This is a genomic window from Alteromonas sp. Mac1 (assembly GCF_001562125.1).
GTDB lineage: Bacteria > Pseudomonadota > Gammaproteobacteria > Enterobacterales > Alteromonadaceae > Alteromonas > Alteromonas stellipolaris.
The window spans coordinates 3,297,908-3,314,440 of sequence record NZ_CP013932.1 but is presented as its reverse complement, the minus strand read 5'-3'; the positions used below and the strand labels follow the sequence as shown (position 1 = coordinate 3,314,440).

The window sequence follows — 16,533 nt, the reverse complement described above, 5'->3', positions numbered from 1 at the left end:
GTAAAGTGCTTACCTGATTTCGTTTTAATTATTAATAGATTGGTAAAGCAATATGTTACCCGAAAAACCTACCGGTAAACCCGTAGCCCGCCATTTGTTGATGAAGTTACTTGGTTCACGTCCTGGTATAAAAATGGATGCAGCCAGCGCGGTAAGAGTAGGCGCCTTGTTTGGTATTTCGGAAAATAACATTCGCGTTACCCTTACTCGCTTGCAATCGGCAAAATTGCTTAAGCTGGTGGAACGTGGCTATTACCAATTAGGTAAAGAGGGCGAGCAATTTGCAGGGGAGATCAGTAGTTGGCATTCCGCAGAGTCTAGGTTGTGTGAATGGCGTGGCGATTGGCTTACCGTGCTGACTACCGCATTAGCAAAAAGTGATCGAAAGGCCACAAGGGCACAAGACAGGGCGCTTAAACTAATGGGCTTAAAAAAGCTCTCTGCGGACTTTTATGTTAGGCCAAATAATCTTAATGATACGGTTGGTATAACACGAGAGCGATTGTACCGATTAGGGTTAGATAAAAGCGCCGTGGTTTTTAATGCATCTGACTTCGCAGGCGCGACAGAAAAAAAAGCAGCAGGGTTATGGCAAACCAAAAACCTTGAAGCCAGTTACGAAGAAGGATTAATTGAACTCGCGCGGTCACGCAAGCGTATAGAAGGCTTATCACTAGATGATGCAGCAAAGGAATATTATATCGTCGGCGATAATGCCCTAAAACGATTAGTGTTCGACCCACTGCTTCCAGCACCTTTGGTTAATGTCGACCTTCGCAGAGCATTTCGCGCAAAAGTAGAAGAGTACGATAAGGCTGGCGCTGAAGTCTGGTATGAATTTTTAAATATAAAGAAGTGAGGAAAGAGGTATGAGCACGGAGGTGCTTGCCTGATGCTATCTTTGTGGCACACTGTCATTTGAATTACCGATAAACGGTTGCATAGATACGCACAGATTTTCCAACTTAAATACGTGACATGGAATAAGTAGTATGACGTCAAACCGCCCCCTGTTTAAACACATTCGAAACCACACCGCGCTTTTCAGTGAATTGTCGCGTTATCGTAACATCGCAGTGCAGGGCTTAGGCCTTTCTCAGTACGAATTTCACAAGACCCCAAAGTTCGTTGCAGAAGATGGACGTCGGCTTACCATTGAGCCGGAGCGAAGTATTGTTTTGCCTAATGTAGAGCAACTTAAGGGCGTAAAGAGTAAGCTTGAAAAAGCCATACCTACACTCACAATGGTTGAGCACAGCGAGATTGGTTATCGCTATCCTACCGCCGCGCTGGCGGGGTTAGATGCCCCTTTTATTAAGCGAATGCGATCTGAGTATTTTCATAAAGTTGATGAAGATCGTAGTATTTGCCGACCCGTAAATTTATCTTACGGTATTAAAAGCCGCGGAAAAGCAGATAACCGCCAAGAATATGAAGTATGGATGCCCGATGAGGCGCCAGAGCAAAATCCGTTACCATTGTTAATTGATCTTTATGGCGAAGACCTACCTAACGATGTGCGCCATTTTGTAGAGCAACCTTCAAAAGTGCATGGTTGGATGGGCGTTAAGCGAGCAGCATTTGAAGCCTTATACCAAAACAAAGAAATATGTGGCGATTTGGTGATTTGTGTTGCCATGAGTGTAGACGCATACAATATTGGCGCGCGGCCTGATTTGTCTTTCTCTCCAGAAGCAGAAAGCAGTATTGCGGCAAGCAACGCTGAGCTAGAGTGGGAAATAGAGGGCTATTATGCACCACGTGATTGGGAGTTTGATCATGATATGGTGTGGGCGGCAATTAATCACACGCTGGCAGCGATTAATGCGCCTTTAACTGATTTGTACGCCAATACCATTTTGCCGGTTGTAGAAAGCAAGACAGAACGTATTTTGTCTACGCTTAAAAGCTTAGGTGTTCAACAGGACGAGATTGATGATATGAATCTACAACCGTGGGAGTTTATGCTTAATGAAAGTTCCCATAGGGTTAAATCTCACGATCCATCCAGACCTGTTAACCTTTTAGGTAGGCTAAATCGTTTGTTCTACCAAGAAGACCGCAAACTTCCTTCACTAAACTGGATGCACGATTTAATCACCTAGTCGTGAAAGTATAAAACCAGTTGCAGCTATTAACTTAATTATTGATGCCTGCCGCACTAAGTCGGTGGGCATTTTTGTATCTAGAGCCTCATTGCCTTTCTAATAACGTTTTATAAATACCTACCATCACTCTTGCACTATTTCGATTAGTTCGTAAAAAGGTTTAAGCACGTCGATTACTTCAAATAGGTACCTTCAGGCTACAGGATACAGCCGTATCCAATATTAGATAACAATAATGTAGGTTACATATATTCGCATTTTGTAACAACGATTGTTAAAAAGGTTAAATTTTGTAAAAAACTTACAGAATTGATGTGAAAGGTACAGTTTTTTGTCAGTTTCTGTAATTTAATTACAAAATAAGCTTTCTTTTACGTAATTTTTGGTCATAATGTACTCGTTGCTTAAGAAAACTCTAATTTTGTTACACAATAGGAATTACATTATGAAACTGTCAACTTTCGCCATTGCTCTTATCTCTTCAGTAGCGTCTTTAAATGCTTTTGCTCAAGACGTTCGTTTAAACCCAGTTAATCAAAACATTGAAACGCAAGCTTGCTACACAGCCGCGACAGAAGGCTACAGAGCAGCAAAACGTTTAATTCGTGACAACGGATTAAATGTTGAGTCTTTCAGTGCATCATTGCTTTGTAACGATGTAAGCTTGAGAAAGTTTGCTGATTTATACAGCGATAAAACTACTAATGAAACTAAAGGCATTGCCCTTGTTGCTAAGAACGAAGATATCGCTTCTAAAGCTTGTTTAGATGCTGTTTCAATCGGTACAGAAAAAGCACTTGCTAAGCACGGCTTAGAAGGCGAAACCATTATTTGTAATCACAAAGAAATGTCAGCATTTGTTCGTTCTTATAACGCTGAAACAGTTGTTGTACGTCCATTCTCTGAATAGTATAGCCTCACCGATTTAACGTTTGTTTACAGTTTCATGGCCCACTCGGCAACTGGGTGGGCCAGTAACTTATTTTAATCACCACGCTTACTGGTGTTAGAAAATATCCCTCGAAAAGACTCCCACCGAAAATATTCACTCGAACGATATTCCCTCTTTGAAATATAAATAATCGAACCCATTTTCTTAGCCTAAAAATAATAAGTACCACTTACCCTTAACACCGCGCTATTCGTTTTGACACCTGTACTTTTGTATCCAGTTACCTATCCGTCTTACCATCAAAATCTCCATTGAATATGCACATTGTGCACGCAAGCGCTGTGCTAGTTTACTGATTACTCACGTTCCTTACGTTTGTTTGCACTGGGCATAAGCGTAAGAATACAGCGACAACAAATATCAATAGAGAGAATCATTATGTCGAAAAGTCACTACGCAATACGTACATTGTTATGCGTAAGCATTCTATCAGTGTTAGCTGCTTGCGGCGGGGGCTCATCAACTGACGAAACTGTAGACAGCGACACCAGTGTTGATGCGGGCACCGGAACAGACACGGGTAACGACAGCGACTCGAGTACCACAACGTGCGACTCGCCGATGACAGAGCTTTCAAGTGCCTATCTTGAATTTGTTGCGGCACCAAATGTCACTATTGTGTTGTCTGAAGATGGATGCACAGTGTCGCTCGAGTCGGCAGGTAAACCCGATCACACATCATCATATTGGGATTCAGGCAATGCCAGCGGCTTATATGTTGAGCCTGAAGATGAAACTCTATTCAATCAAAAGCGCTCACCGGGTGATATTGAAGATTACCTAAATGATTTTGATTTAACCGTCCCTGTATCGCCGGAACTAGCCGCCACATCATCGGCCACGCCGTTAGGTGCAATAGGTATTGCTTTGAGCGGCGCGCCCATTTTCAACGATTCCGAAGGTACAGGAGATGTATCGATAGGCGTGATACAAGGTTTTGATCGCAATGGTGCGCATACTGGCCCGCAAACTTACCACTACCATTTAGAGCCACAAGCTATCTCTTATGATGATGATTCGCTGGTAGGTATTATGGCAGATGGATTTTTCATATTTGGGAGACGTTGCTACTCAACCGTAGACTACCCCACCGATTTAGATGAATCGAACGGCCATACATCAATCACCCTTTATACAGGTGCTTCAGAGGAAGATGCTGAATATCACTACCACATATCAAATGAACAATACTTAAACGGCGAGTATTACCTAATTTTCCCGGGTAACTTCCAAGGTACGCCGAGTGACATTAACTAAATCAACAGGTTACAAAGTACTCCTGTTTTGTGCACTTTGGCTGGCAGAAACTTCTGGGTCGGTATCCTTTAGCGATAGAGCACAACTAGTGGTGTATGAAAATGCCATATCGCTGAATAAGCAAGGTGTTCGTATATATCAAAACGCCCCATTTACAGGAAAAGTGGTGAGCTACCACTCAACAGGCGCCCTTGCTACAGAAGATGAGTTTGTAGCCGGTCGCCGCGCAGGGGTGGCAAGAAAGTGGTTTTCGAACGGTACCTTAGGTTACGAGGCCTATTATGCGTCTGGCGCCAGAGAGGGTAGTGTAAAAACGTGGTGGGTTAACGGAAACCTTCGGTCGGCATTTGTGTATGAAAACGGCAAGGTCGAAGGTGAAGGCTGGCGTTGGTACAGAAGTGGAGCCAAATTCAAGAAATTTAACTACCACGAAGGGCAACCGGTAGGCTTGCAGCAAGCGTGGCGAAAAAATGGCACCTTATACTCTAATTTTGAATACAAGAATGGGCGGATTTATGGGCTTAGAAAAGCAAACAACTGTGTGGGGCTTGAAGATGAGGTTATCTCTGTTGATTACTACCAAAATCAAGCCAGTCTTAGTTTCTAGTGCAATGCTGTTGTTAGGCAGCATTAGTATAATAACAGCCACGTCAGCCTACGGCGCTGACGACTTACCCTACTATAATAGTAAAGAATTCACACCGCACTGGATTGAAAGCGGTAGTGATGCGCTTAACGATTTTCACCAAATACCGGCTTTTAGCTTCACCAATCAAGACGGGGAAAAGGTCAGCGAGAAGGATTTCGAAAATAGAATCTACGTGGCTGGCTTTTTCTTCAGTACTTGCCCTGGTATATGTCCCATGATCCGTTCTAAATTAGCTAAGGTGCAAGAGGCGTTTATTGATAACGATAACGTAAAAATTCTTCAGCACTCGATTAGGCCCCATACCGACACGGTCGAATTGTTAAAAGCCTATGCAGATAAAAACGGCATTGTGAGTAATAAATGGTATTTGGCAACCGGAGAGCGGGACGCTATTTATTCTCTGGCAAAAAGCGCGTACTTCGCCAGCGACGACTTGGGTAACTTGCAAAATACAGAAGATTTTTTGCATACCGAAAGCCTCTTATTAATAGATCAGAATCGTCATATTCGCGGCATATACAACGGGCTCAATAGTGCTTCTGTCGATTATTTGATAGCGGATATTAAAGCGCTGAACGCTCAGTGATAGTTTAGCTTAACAACTGCATATACGCCTGAGCATTTAATTTAGCGCGTTTATCGTGACTAGAGAGCGTCAAATAAACGCGCTGTTGTAACTAACGGCTACTCCGCTGATGAAATAAGATGCAGTACTTTTTGTCTTCCGTCGAGGTATTCTACTTTTTCACCATCAAAAAACGCATCTTCCTCTAACATAATACGAACGTCTTTATCCCATTCTGGAATATAGGTGGCGGCATTTAGCTCTATAGAGTAAACCGTGTTTGGATACATAGGGTAGTCGCCCTGAACGGGAACCCCTTCTTGTGCATCCCACATACCAATGGTAGGGCCTGCTGCATGACCATGAAATCCCAGTGGGTGAGTATAAATAGCAGGGGTTAGCCCTTCTTCTATGGCTTGCTCTCGAGACATTTTCAAAATCTCATTGCCGGTACGTCCCATCTTAAAATTGTTGGTTAGAATATCCTGCAATCGGTTTCCTGCTGCAAAAGCTTCAATTATGCTTTTAGGGGGCGCGGTTTCATCGGGTTTTAATACGTATGCATGCTGTTGTTGGTCGGTGTTTAAACGCAGGTAAGTAATACCAAAATCAACATGGATAAGGTCTCCTGGCTGTATAATATTTTCACCAGCGCGCTTACTAAACGCTTTTATTTGATCAAATTTTTCATTGTCTGCACGTTGAATAGACACTGAAGGATGAAACCAGTTTTCTAACCCTAATGCCTTGCTTTGGTCACGCAACCACCATATGACATCGTCGGTAGTAGTGATTCCAGGAGTAACAACTTCATTTGAAAAAGCCGTTGCTATAAGTTGGTGGCCAATTTGAGTCAGGGAAGGGTAGTGTTGCATTTCAAGCTTACTACGAGTTTCTAGCCAAGCAATGGCCAGTTTTTCACCCGATACCACACGGTCTTTAAATTTAGGAGAAAGGGCGGCTATGAACTTGCTGTTTTCGGTGCTGCTCATGCCGTCAGCAAGTGCAAATGCATCTGACACATTCACTGCAATTCGTTTGGGGTCGCGCGCTTCAATAACATCAGCAAGTGCTTCCCACTGATTAGGCTGAGCTTCTTTGTCCCATGCTTTTTCGAATAAATCAGCCACGGCATACCGAGCTACCGCTAAACGTTCTAGAGGCTTTCCTTCGCCAGGGTTAAAAATGACTAACATGGTATGCCTGCGGGCCGATAGCCACGTTGATGGCAGCATGGTTTTGATGACGGGGTCTTCGTTGTATTCCCGCGACATGATTACCCACATATCAATATTAGTACGCTGCATAAGACTGGGTAAAACCTGCTCGAATCGTTGTGCTAGTATTTCATCGACCAACTCGCTCCTTGCTTGCATATCCATGACATCCTTGGCCATACATTGCAAACTCACTACCAGTAACACAAGCGTACAAACTGCTCTCATTCTCTTTCCTTATTAGTTTGAATTATAAGCATGTAATCATTAAAACTAGCACAAGCTGTTTGGCTTAAGCAATGGTGACTACAATTAACAAGGAGGGGAGTTGGCTTGTTTCATTCAAGCCAATGCACGCTAAATGAAAGCCAGATGAAAACGCTATATAGCCTGGCGTTATAATGAATATAAGCCTTCATGGACGCGCATCGTCAATCGTATTGATGCGGATCAATACGCTAAACGAAGATTCCTTGTTTACTTAGCCTTAACGCGAAAGGCATGTTGTAGAATTTTTTTGAATTCAATGTCGGCAAACTTCCTTCAATAGATAATTTAAATTGTGATTGTAGTTTAATCATCATCGATTTAGGTATCATCCTAGCCGGAGCCAGTTATGAATGCAGAGATTGATTTACAGCAAATAATAGAAAATACTATGGTGTTAGTGCTAGCCGGTGGGCAGGGCTCACGATTAAAAGCACTTACTGAAACCCGGGCTAAACCTGTACTAGAGTTTGGCAGTCATTGTCGAATCATCGATTTTCCCCTTTCAAACTGTGTCAATTCTGGCCTAAATCGAATTGCAGTACTCACCCAATATAAGTCTCAGTGTTTAATACGGCATTTAATGCAACATTGGGGCACGTTGAATAACAGTTTTGGGGGGCGATTAGATATTCTTCCCGCTTCCCAGCAACAGTCAGAAAGCTGGTATCAAGGCACTGCCGACGCCTGTTTTCAGAATATAGAATACATTAAAGCCAGAGCGCCTAAATATGTGATGATCTTATCGGGTGATCATGTCTATCAAATGGATTACCGAAAATTGCTTGCTGAACATGTGAAAAACGGCGCTGAAATGACAGTGTCTTGTATAGAGGTTCCTACTAAAAATGCGGCCAATCAACTGGGTGTGTTAAGTGCTGATAGCAAAGGGCAAGTAACCGCTTTTGATGAAAAGCCAAGTAAACCGCACCCATTATTAGATGCTCCAGAATATTGTTTAGCTTCAATGGGCAATTATGTAGTGAATGCTGAAGTGCTTTATCGGCTGCTTAAAGCGGACGCTAAAGCGTTAGAATCAGATCACGACTTTGGCAAAAACGTTATTCCCAATATTATTGAACACCACAAAGTGTTTGCGCATCGCTTTAGAGGTGCCGACGGTTGCCAAATTCCCTATTGGCGCGATGTAGGTACTATAGATAGCTATTGGCGTGCTCATATGGATTTACTAAACAACAGTGACATGTTGAATTTAGCCGATCCGGCTTGGCCTATCTGGGGAAGTGCCTTATCTAGCGCGCCAACTCAAATACGGGGCGGGGCTCAAAAAGGCCAGTGCGATCTTAATCAAATACTCATTGGCACGGGTTGCCAATTGAACAATTGCCGAATACACCACACTGTTTTGTCATCCAATTGCACAGTTGGTGATGGCGCCTCACTTCAAGGCAGTGTATTGCTGCCTGATGTGACTATCGAGGCCGGCGCTAAATTAAAAAATGTTATCGTAGATAAAGGTGTGACTATTCCCGCTAACTTAGCAATTGACGACGTGAACATTGCCAAACACTTCGGATTTTCAGTGAGCGAAAAGGGGGTGGTATTAATCACTCAGAACGTTATCGATAGCTTTGCTGACGTGGAGCTACATTTTGATGTACCGCAAAAACCGCTGAGTGTAAGGTCAATTAGGCCTTTTCCCTCAGAGGTTACGGCTAGAAAAATTGCTCGCCCAATTATACGCACGGCGTTGAACGAGCGTTAAGGTAAACCTAGTTCATGGACAAAAAATAGGCGCTTTATGCGCCTATTCTCATTTTTACTGGATAAACCACTTTTACCTTAAGTACAGCGTGGCAGCTAATGACTAGTCAATTAACGGCTCATCGTCGTCTTCTTCTTCCTGCTTCTCGTATTTCTCTTCTTCCACAGGAATAACTTCCTCAGAAGAATAATAAACACTGACAGGGGCAGAATAGTTAGGTACATCGTCGTAAGCGAACACAGAGTAATACTTTTCAACATTGGGGTTACCAAAGTTGTCGTAGGTATACTCATCAGAACCTGCGTAAAGTTTCACCCCGTCAAGCGGTGAACGTGGTGAGTGGAAGCGGTTTCTTACCACAAACGCGCCAACCAAATCGGCATGTTTAGGGTTACTCCAACTCAATTTCACCTGACGATTCTCTAAGGTTACGCTTAAGTTCGCGGGTGCCGGTAAAGGCTCTTTACGGCGTTCAATGTACTTAATAACCAACTTACACACTTGGTTGCTGTGTAAGTCATGCCAATTCACTAGCATGTTCTTTTCAGCACTTGATGACGTTGAGCGAACCACGAAATGAAATGGCACATGCTTCGCGTGCATTTCTTCCAGTGCTTCACGGCAATAACTGTCAAAAATAAAGTTGTGTGAGTTTTTGTCTTTCAGTTGAGCGTTACTCACCTCATAGCCAATAAACTCTTTTTTCTCTCTATTTTTAACGCTTTGGTAGTCAAGATCTTCAAGGCCTGCTAATTCAATGGTGAAACGAATATCTTGCGATGTGGGCAAGGCGTTTTCGTTGCTCATTGTTAAATAGGCTTCGGTGATCACGGTTTTCTTAGGATCAGGCAGATTTTCGGTTAAGAAGGTCATTTGCCCGTAAACCACATCACCGTTTTTATCAAAACCAGACTGCAGTTCATTTTGCTTTACTTCAGCTTTAGACACGGTATTGATTGACGAGGGAGTTAGTTCTACTTGTTTGCTTGGAAGGGTATAAATAACTTCCAAGTTAGGTCGGTAATGAATACCTGAACCAAACTTTCCGTAACCAATATCAAATTGCATCATTTGCGAGTCTGCACCAAGAGGAAGTTTTCTCGGGCCTTCAACGCGGAGCAGCAAGGTACCGTTCTTAATAGATTTACGAATAATGCGGCGCTCGGCCACATTTAAATCCCAGTGTGACCAGATACCTTGAGTTAACTTATCTGAGCGAATTTCATCGCCTAGAGTTTGAATAGGCTTCGCTTGATGAATTTGGTTAAAGTCTGTGATGTCAGAAATTTCTGACGGATCGAGAATAGACACCGTCCATTCACCAAAATTCTCTACTTTCGCGTTAACACGGTTCATCGGGTACAAGGAAAAACTCGCGTTCTTAATACGGGCATCTTCAGGTAAGTTTTCCATATTAAACGCTATTACGCCGTAACAAATACCACGGCGTTTGTTCACACCTACAAACAATGAGTTGTAACCGAAATGGTCGCGGTTTTTCTCGAGCGTATATTGGCCTACATAACCGATATCGCGTTTCGACGGGAACAAGCCTCTGAAATATTCATCTTCAGATAGCTGGGTCTTAAGCTTAATTTCAGGGCTGAAAGGCGACTTGGTATCGGTAACTTTATTAACCGCACGTATATTGTAGAAATATTTTTGGCCACTTTTAAGCTGCACATCTGTGAACGTGTGCTTGCCAATAATCGCAATAAGATTATCTTCTCGACAAGGGCTTTTCACTGTTTCAGAACGATACAATTCAAAATAGATGTCATCAGACTCTGGGTAATCCCAGCATAGGGTCGCTTCGTAAACGCCCACAGATTCAATAGTGAAATTGTCTACACGAGCCGGTGCTTCATCTGAATAATTTTTCGCTTCTGAAAGTGCGTAAAGTACCGCAGGCACATTTTCATCTACACTTTGCGACATATTCGCCATGTAATCAGGAATGTTGCGAGTGCCCACTTCTACTACAGCCGAGATAATGCCTAACGAGTAGTAATATTCACGGCCACTACCATTGATAAGGTTCGTAGGTGGCTTGCCACGGTGTATACCGTACTGGCGACCCGTTACCTTATGGATTTCACGGTTCATATTGGCGCACAATACGTTTAAGTCGGTGCCTTCAATTTCAGACTCGTGATTAAACTTATGCGCAGGGAAAAATACGTTACCTTGCGAGTGATAATCTAGCGCAATAGTAATGTTTTTATGCGTAAGTACGAAATCACGAATGGCAGCAGTTTCTGGCTCAGAAAAAGCCGCTGGGCCTGAGTAGGTGTTTACCGTGGTATCAGCAGAACGCTTAAAGCGAACACCAAAATTACGGTTTAAATCTACACCAAAGGTGCCATCGCCGTTGTCGCGTCTATTCTTACGCCAAAAAGAGAAGTGGGTACGAGAATACTCAAACCCATCTGGATTTAAACAAGGCACCATATATAAGGTATTACGACTTAATGCCTGTTGTATAGATGGGTTGTGATCAATATTGGTTAGCACGTTATCAATAAACTTAATGGCTAACTCGTTGCCAATCCACTCGCGAGCATGGATGGTTCCTGTAAAAAGCAGAGCGGGTTTACTGTCCGCAGTTTCAATGTTAGCAGAAAGGGTCGCCATCATAATTGGTCTACCTTCCCACGTCGTTCCAATGCTATGCACGCGAATAAGCTCAGGATATTTTTCCTGAGCTTGTTCTAAAAACGCCATTGTTTCTTGATACGAGGTATATTGTTTTTTCATTATTTCTTCTTTACTAAGAGAAATCAGTGGTTACCAGCGTAGTCTTGAAATTATCCCAATGCGCGATAATTGCATCGACTTTCTTCTGCTGAATGTTTTTAACCGTCAGAAACACGCTTGGATCAGCGTAAATCGCTTTTGACGTGCCCTCTTCACCCAGAGTACTGATTATCACCTCTGTAAGTTTAGGGCCTATACCTTTTACGCCAGCAAAAAAGTTTTCTAACTCTGACGTAGTTAAAATGAGTTCGCCCGCATCTACTTCGGCGTCGACTTCAAACTCATCGTTGCTATCATTTAATACACGTTCTAGTCCATCACCGATGACGTCTTCTAGGCCATCATCTTCACTCACATCTTGGTTTTCTAAATGCAAGTCGGTTACTATTTTGGCCTTACTTTTTGGCGTGTAATTATCTTGAAAATTCCAGGATTCACTTGGCCACTCTTCATCGAGCTGTAGTTCAACGGGTAACAAAGGATAAAGTTCAGGATTAGTTACCGCTGCTGAGTCTGCACTATCACTACTTGGAGTATATTCGCCAAAAGTAATATTTCTCATGGTGCGTAATAGCGGCGTGCGAATCTTACCCAGTTCCTCCCAGTTATACAAAGGAATATGCGGCTTCTTAAAGCGCTCTGAACACAAGGTCCACATTATATACTGGCCAATCCAATCACGAATGTAAGGGAAGGCGGCAAACGCAGTTGCACATTCTAAAATACGGTATTTACCGTCTACACCCAAGGCAATATCAGATGCCCAATATTCAGCTTTTGCGGCTTTAGACGCATTCACTGCTATTTGTAACGCTTCTTTGGGCACATCAGAATAATCCATCGAGCCACCCTGACTGGTATTGGTTAGCCATTCACCTTCAGGTGGACGACGCCAAAACGCACAAACAGGCTTGTGGCCAATTAGCATCACGCGAATATCGGCCTTCATTGGCACAAATTCTTGCACGTAAATCGGGTGGTATTTCTTTTTATTAAGCAGTTCAACCACTTCTTTGAAGCTATCTACTTTATGTACGAAGTAGCCGCCATAGTTAGATGGGCCATAAGATTTTTTAATAATTTTTGGATAACTGGTTTTACGTAAAAACGCCATAGCTTCGTCTTTTTCGTAAAAAATATCAGTTTTCGGAATAGGCAAGTCATGCTTTTCGCAAAAATGGGTCACATTTTCTTTCGACTTGTTGGCAAACTGCGTATCCATTGAAGGCAAAAAGCGCACGTCTGGCAGTTCGCGAGCAATTTCACGGAACGTCTCATAAGCCGTAGCAGGAATATTACCAATCAGAATATCGATATTTTTGCTTTTCACTTCACGAACAAAGCGGGCTTTGTCGTTACCCCAGTGGTAACACACAGTTTCAATTTTATCAGGCCAGCCTTTAAAGTTAGACTTGTCGAAAAAGCGCAGTACATGGTCTAGGTAGAGAAGGCCAATAGTAGGTAGTTTAGTCGTAGACATTTTACTTTCTCGTTTAAAGTTGAGAGGTTAGCGCAGCTTGCAAACTTGCGCGCTTTTCAATTGCTTTTCGCTCAATCAAGTTAACGATCCGCTCGATTTTTCCATCATTAAACGTCAAGCCTGCAGCTTCTTGCTCAGGCGTGGCGAATGCAGGAATACCGTTTACTTCTAGTACTACATATTCTTCATGTTCTTGGTCATAAATTACATCAACCCCAGCGATATCTAGGCCGGTAACTTTTGCTGCTTTAATGGCTAGGGCAACTAATTCATCATTGGGTTCACGGCGAATAACAGAGCCGCCGCTGGTGACATTGGTTTTCCAGTCGTCTTTAGGTGCTTTGCGTCCATAACAGCCTACAAATTCACCATCTACAATGTCGATGCGATAATCTGTCATGTCGTAATTGATAAAACGTTCGACATAGAAGTGGGGAATATTGGTTTGATCCAAAAAAGGGATAAGCATATCTAAAGAACGCTCATCTTCCACTTTTACTATGCCCATTCCACCCCAGCCGTCGGTAGGCTTGTAAACCAAGCGTCCGCCCCATTCGCGGATGGTATTTTTAAGCATGGGTTTGTCTTTGGTATTACATAGTCGGTAATCAGGTGTACGAATACCTGCGCGAGATAAGCGATGCGAAGTGCGAAGTTTATCTTCAGATAACGAAAAAGACTCAAAACTGTTAAGGCACGGAATTGATTCGTTCAATACTTGATAAAGAAAAACTTGATAAGGTGTTTGTTGACCTGCATTGTATGAAAAGAACGCATCTAATTCTTCCATATTCACGTTATGGCACGTAATGGTTCCGTTGTGTGCGTTTGCATGACCTAAGTTAAGATCGGTAATTGCTTCGATATCGCGATCTCGTAATTGGTTGACGATTTTAGCCTGTATGGCAGTACCGCCGCTGTTGCTGTACATCCACATCCCGACTGTATACTTTGGCACGACTTTTAACCCTGTTTTTATGAATCGATGAATTGACATTCTGTTCGATTTAAGTAAGAAGATTTCTCAAAATAAAATTCTGCACCAAAATGGGTGGTAAATATCTATTTTAGATGAGAAATATGACATATATTAGACTTCAGGGTACGTCTTGGTACGAGGAGTCCCTCCCAAAAGCGGCGCTATTAAACGGCTAAATTGCGAACTATTCAAGTTTAATTTTTGCTCAATTGGAATTAATTTCAATATTTGTAACTTTAACGTTTAAAGCATGTGTTATTACTGTGAATAGCTCAATTAAAACAAGGGCTTTAGCGTAGTTTGGTTTTAATCAATACTTGGAATAAATATCATGAATAGTAGTCTGGACTTTACCGAACTTGCCTCAATTATATCGCTCAACTCTTACACTAAAAATAAAGCGGGTGTAGATCACAATGCTGACATCTTTAATGCGTGGATGGAGCAACTTGGATTCTCTGTAGAAACGCATCGACGTGAAGCAATAGGTAACCATGTTCACTACCTGTCTAAAAAGAGTGAAGGCGCAAAATTACTGCTACTTGGCCACCTAGATACCGTTTTTCCGCCAGACACTTTTACCGAATTCCGTGAAGATAAAGAATGGATTTACGGCCCTGGCGTATGTGATATGAAAGGCGGCAATTACATCGCTCTTGCCGCACTTCGAAATGTATTTGCCGAACAAGGCCACATCGCGAACATTGATATGCTATTGGTAAGCGATGAAGAAAGTGGCAGTGACGACAGTAAGCTGCTTACCAGTGAATTAGCCAAAGCCTACGATGCCTGTATGGTTTTTGAAGCGGCGGGCCTCGATCATGATGTGGTTATCTCTCGCAAGGGTATTGCGACTTTTCAAATCGAATTCGAAGGTAAAGGCGCTCACGCGGGTAACCATTATACCGACGGTATTAATGCGAACTTGGCTGCGGCTCATATGTTAATTGCCCTGACTAATTTAACCGACCTAGAAAAAGGCACCACGGTTAACGCCGGTAAAATGAAAGGTGGGTTAGGCGCAAATACTATTTCACCCAGTGCTAGCTTAACGGTAGAAGCGCGCTTCACTCAATCAGAAGAGCGGGACAGAGTGTTAGCCGCGTTTGAAGAAGTAACCCAAAACCCTGCGGTTGAAGGGGTAAAAGTAGCCGTAACTGGTGGTTTGCAACGAGATGTTATGCAACCTACAGATGAACAGGCGCAGTTTATCGCTGAATTAGAAAGTGTATTGGGTGCGCCACTTAAGCTGGAAAAACGTGGTGGGGTGAGTGATGCGAATGTAGTGTCGGCTGCAGGCGTGCCAACCCTTGATGGCTTTGGCCCTTACGGCGATGGCGATCATACCATTCATGAACGTGCAAGCAAGGCTAGCTTTGAACGGCGTATAGGCGAGGTAAGTAAAATTTTAGCGCACTTTAATGGTTGCTAAGTAATTAATAATTAGGCAAAACGATGCAAGGTCAGAGTTGGTTTTATTAACTCTGACCTTAAAGATTAGTATAGTTTAGCTAGTATACGACACCACTTCGGCTTCAAGACCCTCTCCAAGCATGAAATAAAAGCGCCTTCCAGGTTCATAATCACCGTGGTTGTAAGTATTAAATCCTAAAGCGAATACCTTTTTTTCTACCTCGTCTAAATTATCAACCACAATACCTAAGTGATTAACGTGGGCTACCGTGGTGTGATCGAATGTGTTCTCGGCACTTGAGTTCGACGCTAGTCCATTTTGATTGTAGTGATTCGAGCTAAACTGTTTTGGCTTATACAACGCTAAATAAGCGGTATCTGAACCCACGTGTACCGTATAACCATCATCTTTGGCTGGCCCGCGCCAACGTATGTGCCAATTGAACAACTGGCACAAGGCATCAGCAATAGCATCTGGGTTAGTGACGGTAATATTGGCGTGTTCAAGTGAGGCTGCTTGCATCGTATTTCCTTATTTTCTGTTGTGTGTTTTTCACCGGTAACTTTTTCGATAAAAAAGCGCAGTGGATTAATAGACAGCAACAGCTTAATATCTAAAGCTAACTTTAGATCAAGTATTAAATGCAGATTTTTAAAATGGCCCCTGAACCCCTAGTGCGTATTGGCTTTGTTGCAAAGCGAACCGGTAACGCAGTATCGCTTATTCGCTATTATGCCAACGAATCCCTTATTCCTTCCGTGCGAACCCAAGGCGGAAATAGAATGTTTCCTCGTTCAGTCATTCGCAGGGTGTCGTTTATTCTAATCGCGCAAAACATGGGCTATGCACTGGATGACATTCGACAACTACTGCAAACTCTGCCAGATAATCGCACGCCGAATAAAGAAGATTGGGCTAGGCTTAGTGAAGTATTCAACAAACACATTGCAAAGCGTATTGCTGAGTTAACCGCATTGAAATCTTCGTTAGAGGGCTGTATTGGTTGTGGTTGTTTGTCTTTAGATAAGTGCAAGCTGTACAATAAGCACGATCGCATTGCCGAGAAAGGGGCGGGCGCTCGGTTTTTACTAGGCGATAGCCCTAGCGATGCTGTTATAAAATAGCCTTTTCTCATCTATTTAGTTATTTCTGATGTGGTGCC

Annotated in this window: 14 protein-coding genes; 9 read left to right on the top strand and 5 right to left on the bottom strand. The window is 42.8% G+C overall.

The annotated features are described in order from the left end of the window. The first annotated feature begins 52 nt into the window (after window positions 1-52). From AV939_RS14195 to AV939_RS14170, 6 genes are all read left to right on the top strand, one after another. A complete protein-coding gene (locus tag AV939_RS14195; RefSeq protein WP_057790344.1) occupies window positions 53-859 on the top strand; it encodes a PaaX family transcriptional regulator in 807 nt (268 codons plus the stop codon). 133 nt (window positions 860-992) lie between these two features. Next, entirely contained in the window at window positions 993-2,105 is a 1,113-nt protein-coding gene (locus AV939_RS14190; RefSeq protein WP_057790346.1) for a hypothetical protein, read from the top strand. A gap of 448 nt (window positions 2,106-2,553) precedes the next feature. Beyond that, the gene (locus AV939_RS14185) at window positions 2,554-3,018 is read left to right on the top strand and encodes a hypothetical protein (RefSeq protein ID WP_057790348.1); all 465 of its coding nucleotides are present in this window, start codon (window positions 2,554-2,556) and stop codon (window positions 3,016-3,018) included. A 420-nt stretch (window positions 3,019-3,438) separates the two neighbouring features. Continuing rightward, window positions 3,439-4,317 (top strand): YHYH protein, encoded by an 879-nt coding sequence (locus tag AV939_RS14180; RefSeq protein ID WP_057790350.1) that lies wholly within the window; start codon window positions 3,439-3,441, stop codon window positions 4,315-4,317. Next, window positions 4,304-4,924, top strand: a complete 621-nt coding sequence (locus AV939_RS14175; RefSeq protein WP_057790352.1) for a toxin-antitoxin system YwqK family antitoxin — start codon at window positions 4,304-4,306, stop codon at window positions 4,922-4,924. The genes AV939_RS14180 and AV939_RS14175 overlap by 14 nt, the downstream gene beginning before the upstream one ends. Continuing rightward, window positions 4,872-5,552 (top strand): SCO family protein, encoded by a 681-nt coding sequence (locus AV939_RS14170; protein WP_057790354.1) that lies wholly within the window; start codon window positions 4,872-4,874, stop codon window positions 5,550-5,552. Before AV939_RS14175 ends, AV939_RS14170 begins: the two co-directional genes overlap by 53 nt. A 98-nt stretch (window positions 5,553-5,650) precedes the next feature. Here the strand turns inward: AV939_RS14170 and AV939_RS14165 are convergent, their stop codons facing one another. Continuing rightward, window positions 5,651-6,976, bottom strand: coding sequence for a M24 family metallopeptidase (locus tag AV939_RS14165; RefSeq protein WP_057790356.1), 1,326 nt, complete (start codon window positions 6,974-6,976; stop codon window positions 5,651-5,653). A gap of 388 nt (window positions 6,977-7,364) precedes the next feature. Here AV939_RS14165 and glgC point away from each other — a divergent pair, with 388 nt between their 5' ends. Continuing rightward, the gene (glgC, locus tag AV939_RS14160) at window positions 7,365-8,741 is read left to right on the top strand and encodes a glucose-1-phosphate adenylyltransferase (protein ID WP_057790358.1); all 1,377 of its coding nucleotides are present in this window, start codon (window positions 7,365-7,367) and stop codon (window positions 8,739-8,741) included. 102 nt (window positions 8,742-8,843) lie between these two features. On the opposite strand, the gene AV939_RS14155 is transcribed toward glgC, so the two are convergent. Genes AV939_RS14155 through AV939_RS14145 form a run of 3 tightly spaced genes read right to left on the bottom strand, consistent with a single transcriptional unit; the run spans window position 8,844 to window position 13,936 of the window. Beyond that, window positions 8,844-11,498: a M14 family metallopeptidase gene (locus AV939_RS14155; RefSeq protein ID WP_057790360.1), complete on the bottom strand. Its 2,655-nt coding sequence runs from the start codon at window positions 11,496-11,498 to the stop codon at window positions 8,844-8,846. 13 nt (window positions 11,499-11,511) lie between these two features. Then, the gene (locus AV939_RS14150) at window positions 11,512-12,978 is read right to left on the bottom strand and encodes an ATP-grasp domain-containing protein (protein ID WP_057790362.1); all 1,467 of its coding nucleotides are present in this window, start codon (window positions 12,976-12,978) and stop codon (window positions 11,512-11,514) included. 13 nt (window positions 12,979-12,991) lie between these two features. Further along, entirely contained in the window at window positions 12,992-13,936 is a 945-nt protein-coding gene (locus AV939_RS14145; RefSeq protein ID WP_126871610.1) for an ATP-grasp domain-containing protein, read from the bottom strand. 352 nt (window positions 13,937-14,288) lie between these two features. Here AV939_RS14145 and AV939_RS14140 point away from each other — a divergent pair, with 352 nt between their 5' ends. Continuing rightward, window positions 14,289-15,389, top strand: coding sequence for a M20 family metallopeptidase (locus AV939_RS14140; RefSeq protein WP_057790366.1), 1,101 nt, complete (start codon window positions 14,289-14,291; stop codon window positions 15,387-15,389). Window positions 15,390-15,464: 75 nt separating this feature from the next. Here the strand turns inward: AV939_RS14140 and AV939_RS14135 are convergent, their stop codons facing one another. After that, complete coding sequence (locus tag AV939_RS14135) at window positions 15,465-15,893, bottom strand: VOC family protein (RefSeq protein ID WP_057790368.1); 429 nt, start codon at window positions 15,891-15,893, stop codon at window positions 15,465-15,467. 134 nt (window positions 15,894-16,027) lie between these two features. On the opposite strand from AV939_RS14135, the gene soxR reads away from it, so the two are divergent. Beyond that, the gene (gene soxR, locus AV939_RS14130) at window positions 16,028-16,495 is read left to right on the top strand and encodes a redox-sensitive transcriptional activator SoxR (protein ID WP_057796001.1); all 468 of its coding nucleotides are present in this window, start codon (window positions 16,028-16,030) and stop codon (window positions 16,493-16,495) included. The last annotated feature ends 38 nt before the right edge of the window (window positions 16,496-16,533 follow it).

Coding starts and splice junctions, on each gene's coding strand:
- AV939_RS14195 (WP_057790344.1), top strand. CDS start 53: ATGTTACCCGAAAAACCTACCGGTAAACCCGTAGCCCGCCATTTGTTG.
- AV939_RS14190 (WP_057790346.1), top strand. CDS start 993: ATGACGTCAAACCGCCCCCTGTTTAAACACATTCGAAACCACACCGCG.
- AV939_RS14185 (WP_057790348.1), top strand. CDS start 2,554: ATGAAACTGTCAACTTTCGCCATTGCTCTTATCTCTTCAGTAGCGTCT.
- AV939_RS14180 (WP_057790350.1), top strand. CDS start 3,439: ATGTCGAAAAGTCACTACGCAATACGTACATTGTTATGCGTAAGCATT.
- AV939_RS14170 (WP_057790354.1), top strand. CDS start 4,872: ATGAGGTTATCTCTGTTGATTACTACCAAAATCAAGCCAGTCTTAGTT.
- AV939_RS14165 (WP_057790356.1), bottom strand. CDS start 6,976: ATGAGAGCAGTTTGTACGCTTGTGTTACTGGTAGTGAGTTTGCAATGT.
- glgC (WP_057790358.1), top strand. CDS start 7,365: ATGAATGCAGAGATTGATTTACAGCAAATAATAGAAAATACTATGGTG.
- AV939_RS14155 (WP_057790360.1), bottom strand. CDS start 11,498: ATGAAAAAACAATATACCTCGTATCAAGAAACAATGGCGTTTTTAGAA.
- AV939_RS14150 (WP_057790362.1), bottom strand. CDS start 12,978: ATGTCTACGACTAAACTACCTACTATTGGCCTTCTCTACCTAGACCAT.
- AV939_RS14140 (WP_057790366.1), top strand. CDS start 14,289: ATGAATAGTAGTCTGGACTTTACCGAACTTGCCTCAATTATATCGCTC.
- AV939_RS14135 (WP_057790368.1), bottom strand. CDS start 15,893: ATGCAAGCAGCCTCACTTGAACACGCCAATATTACCGTCACTAACCCA.
- soxR (WP_057796001.1), top strand. CDS start 16,028: ATGGCCCCTGAACCCCTAGTGCGTATTGGCTTTGTTGCAAAGCGAACC.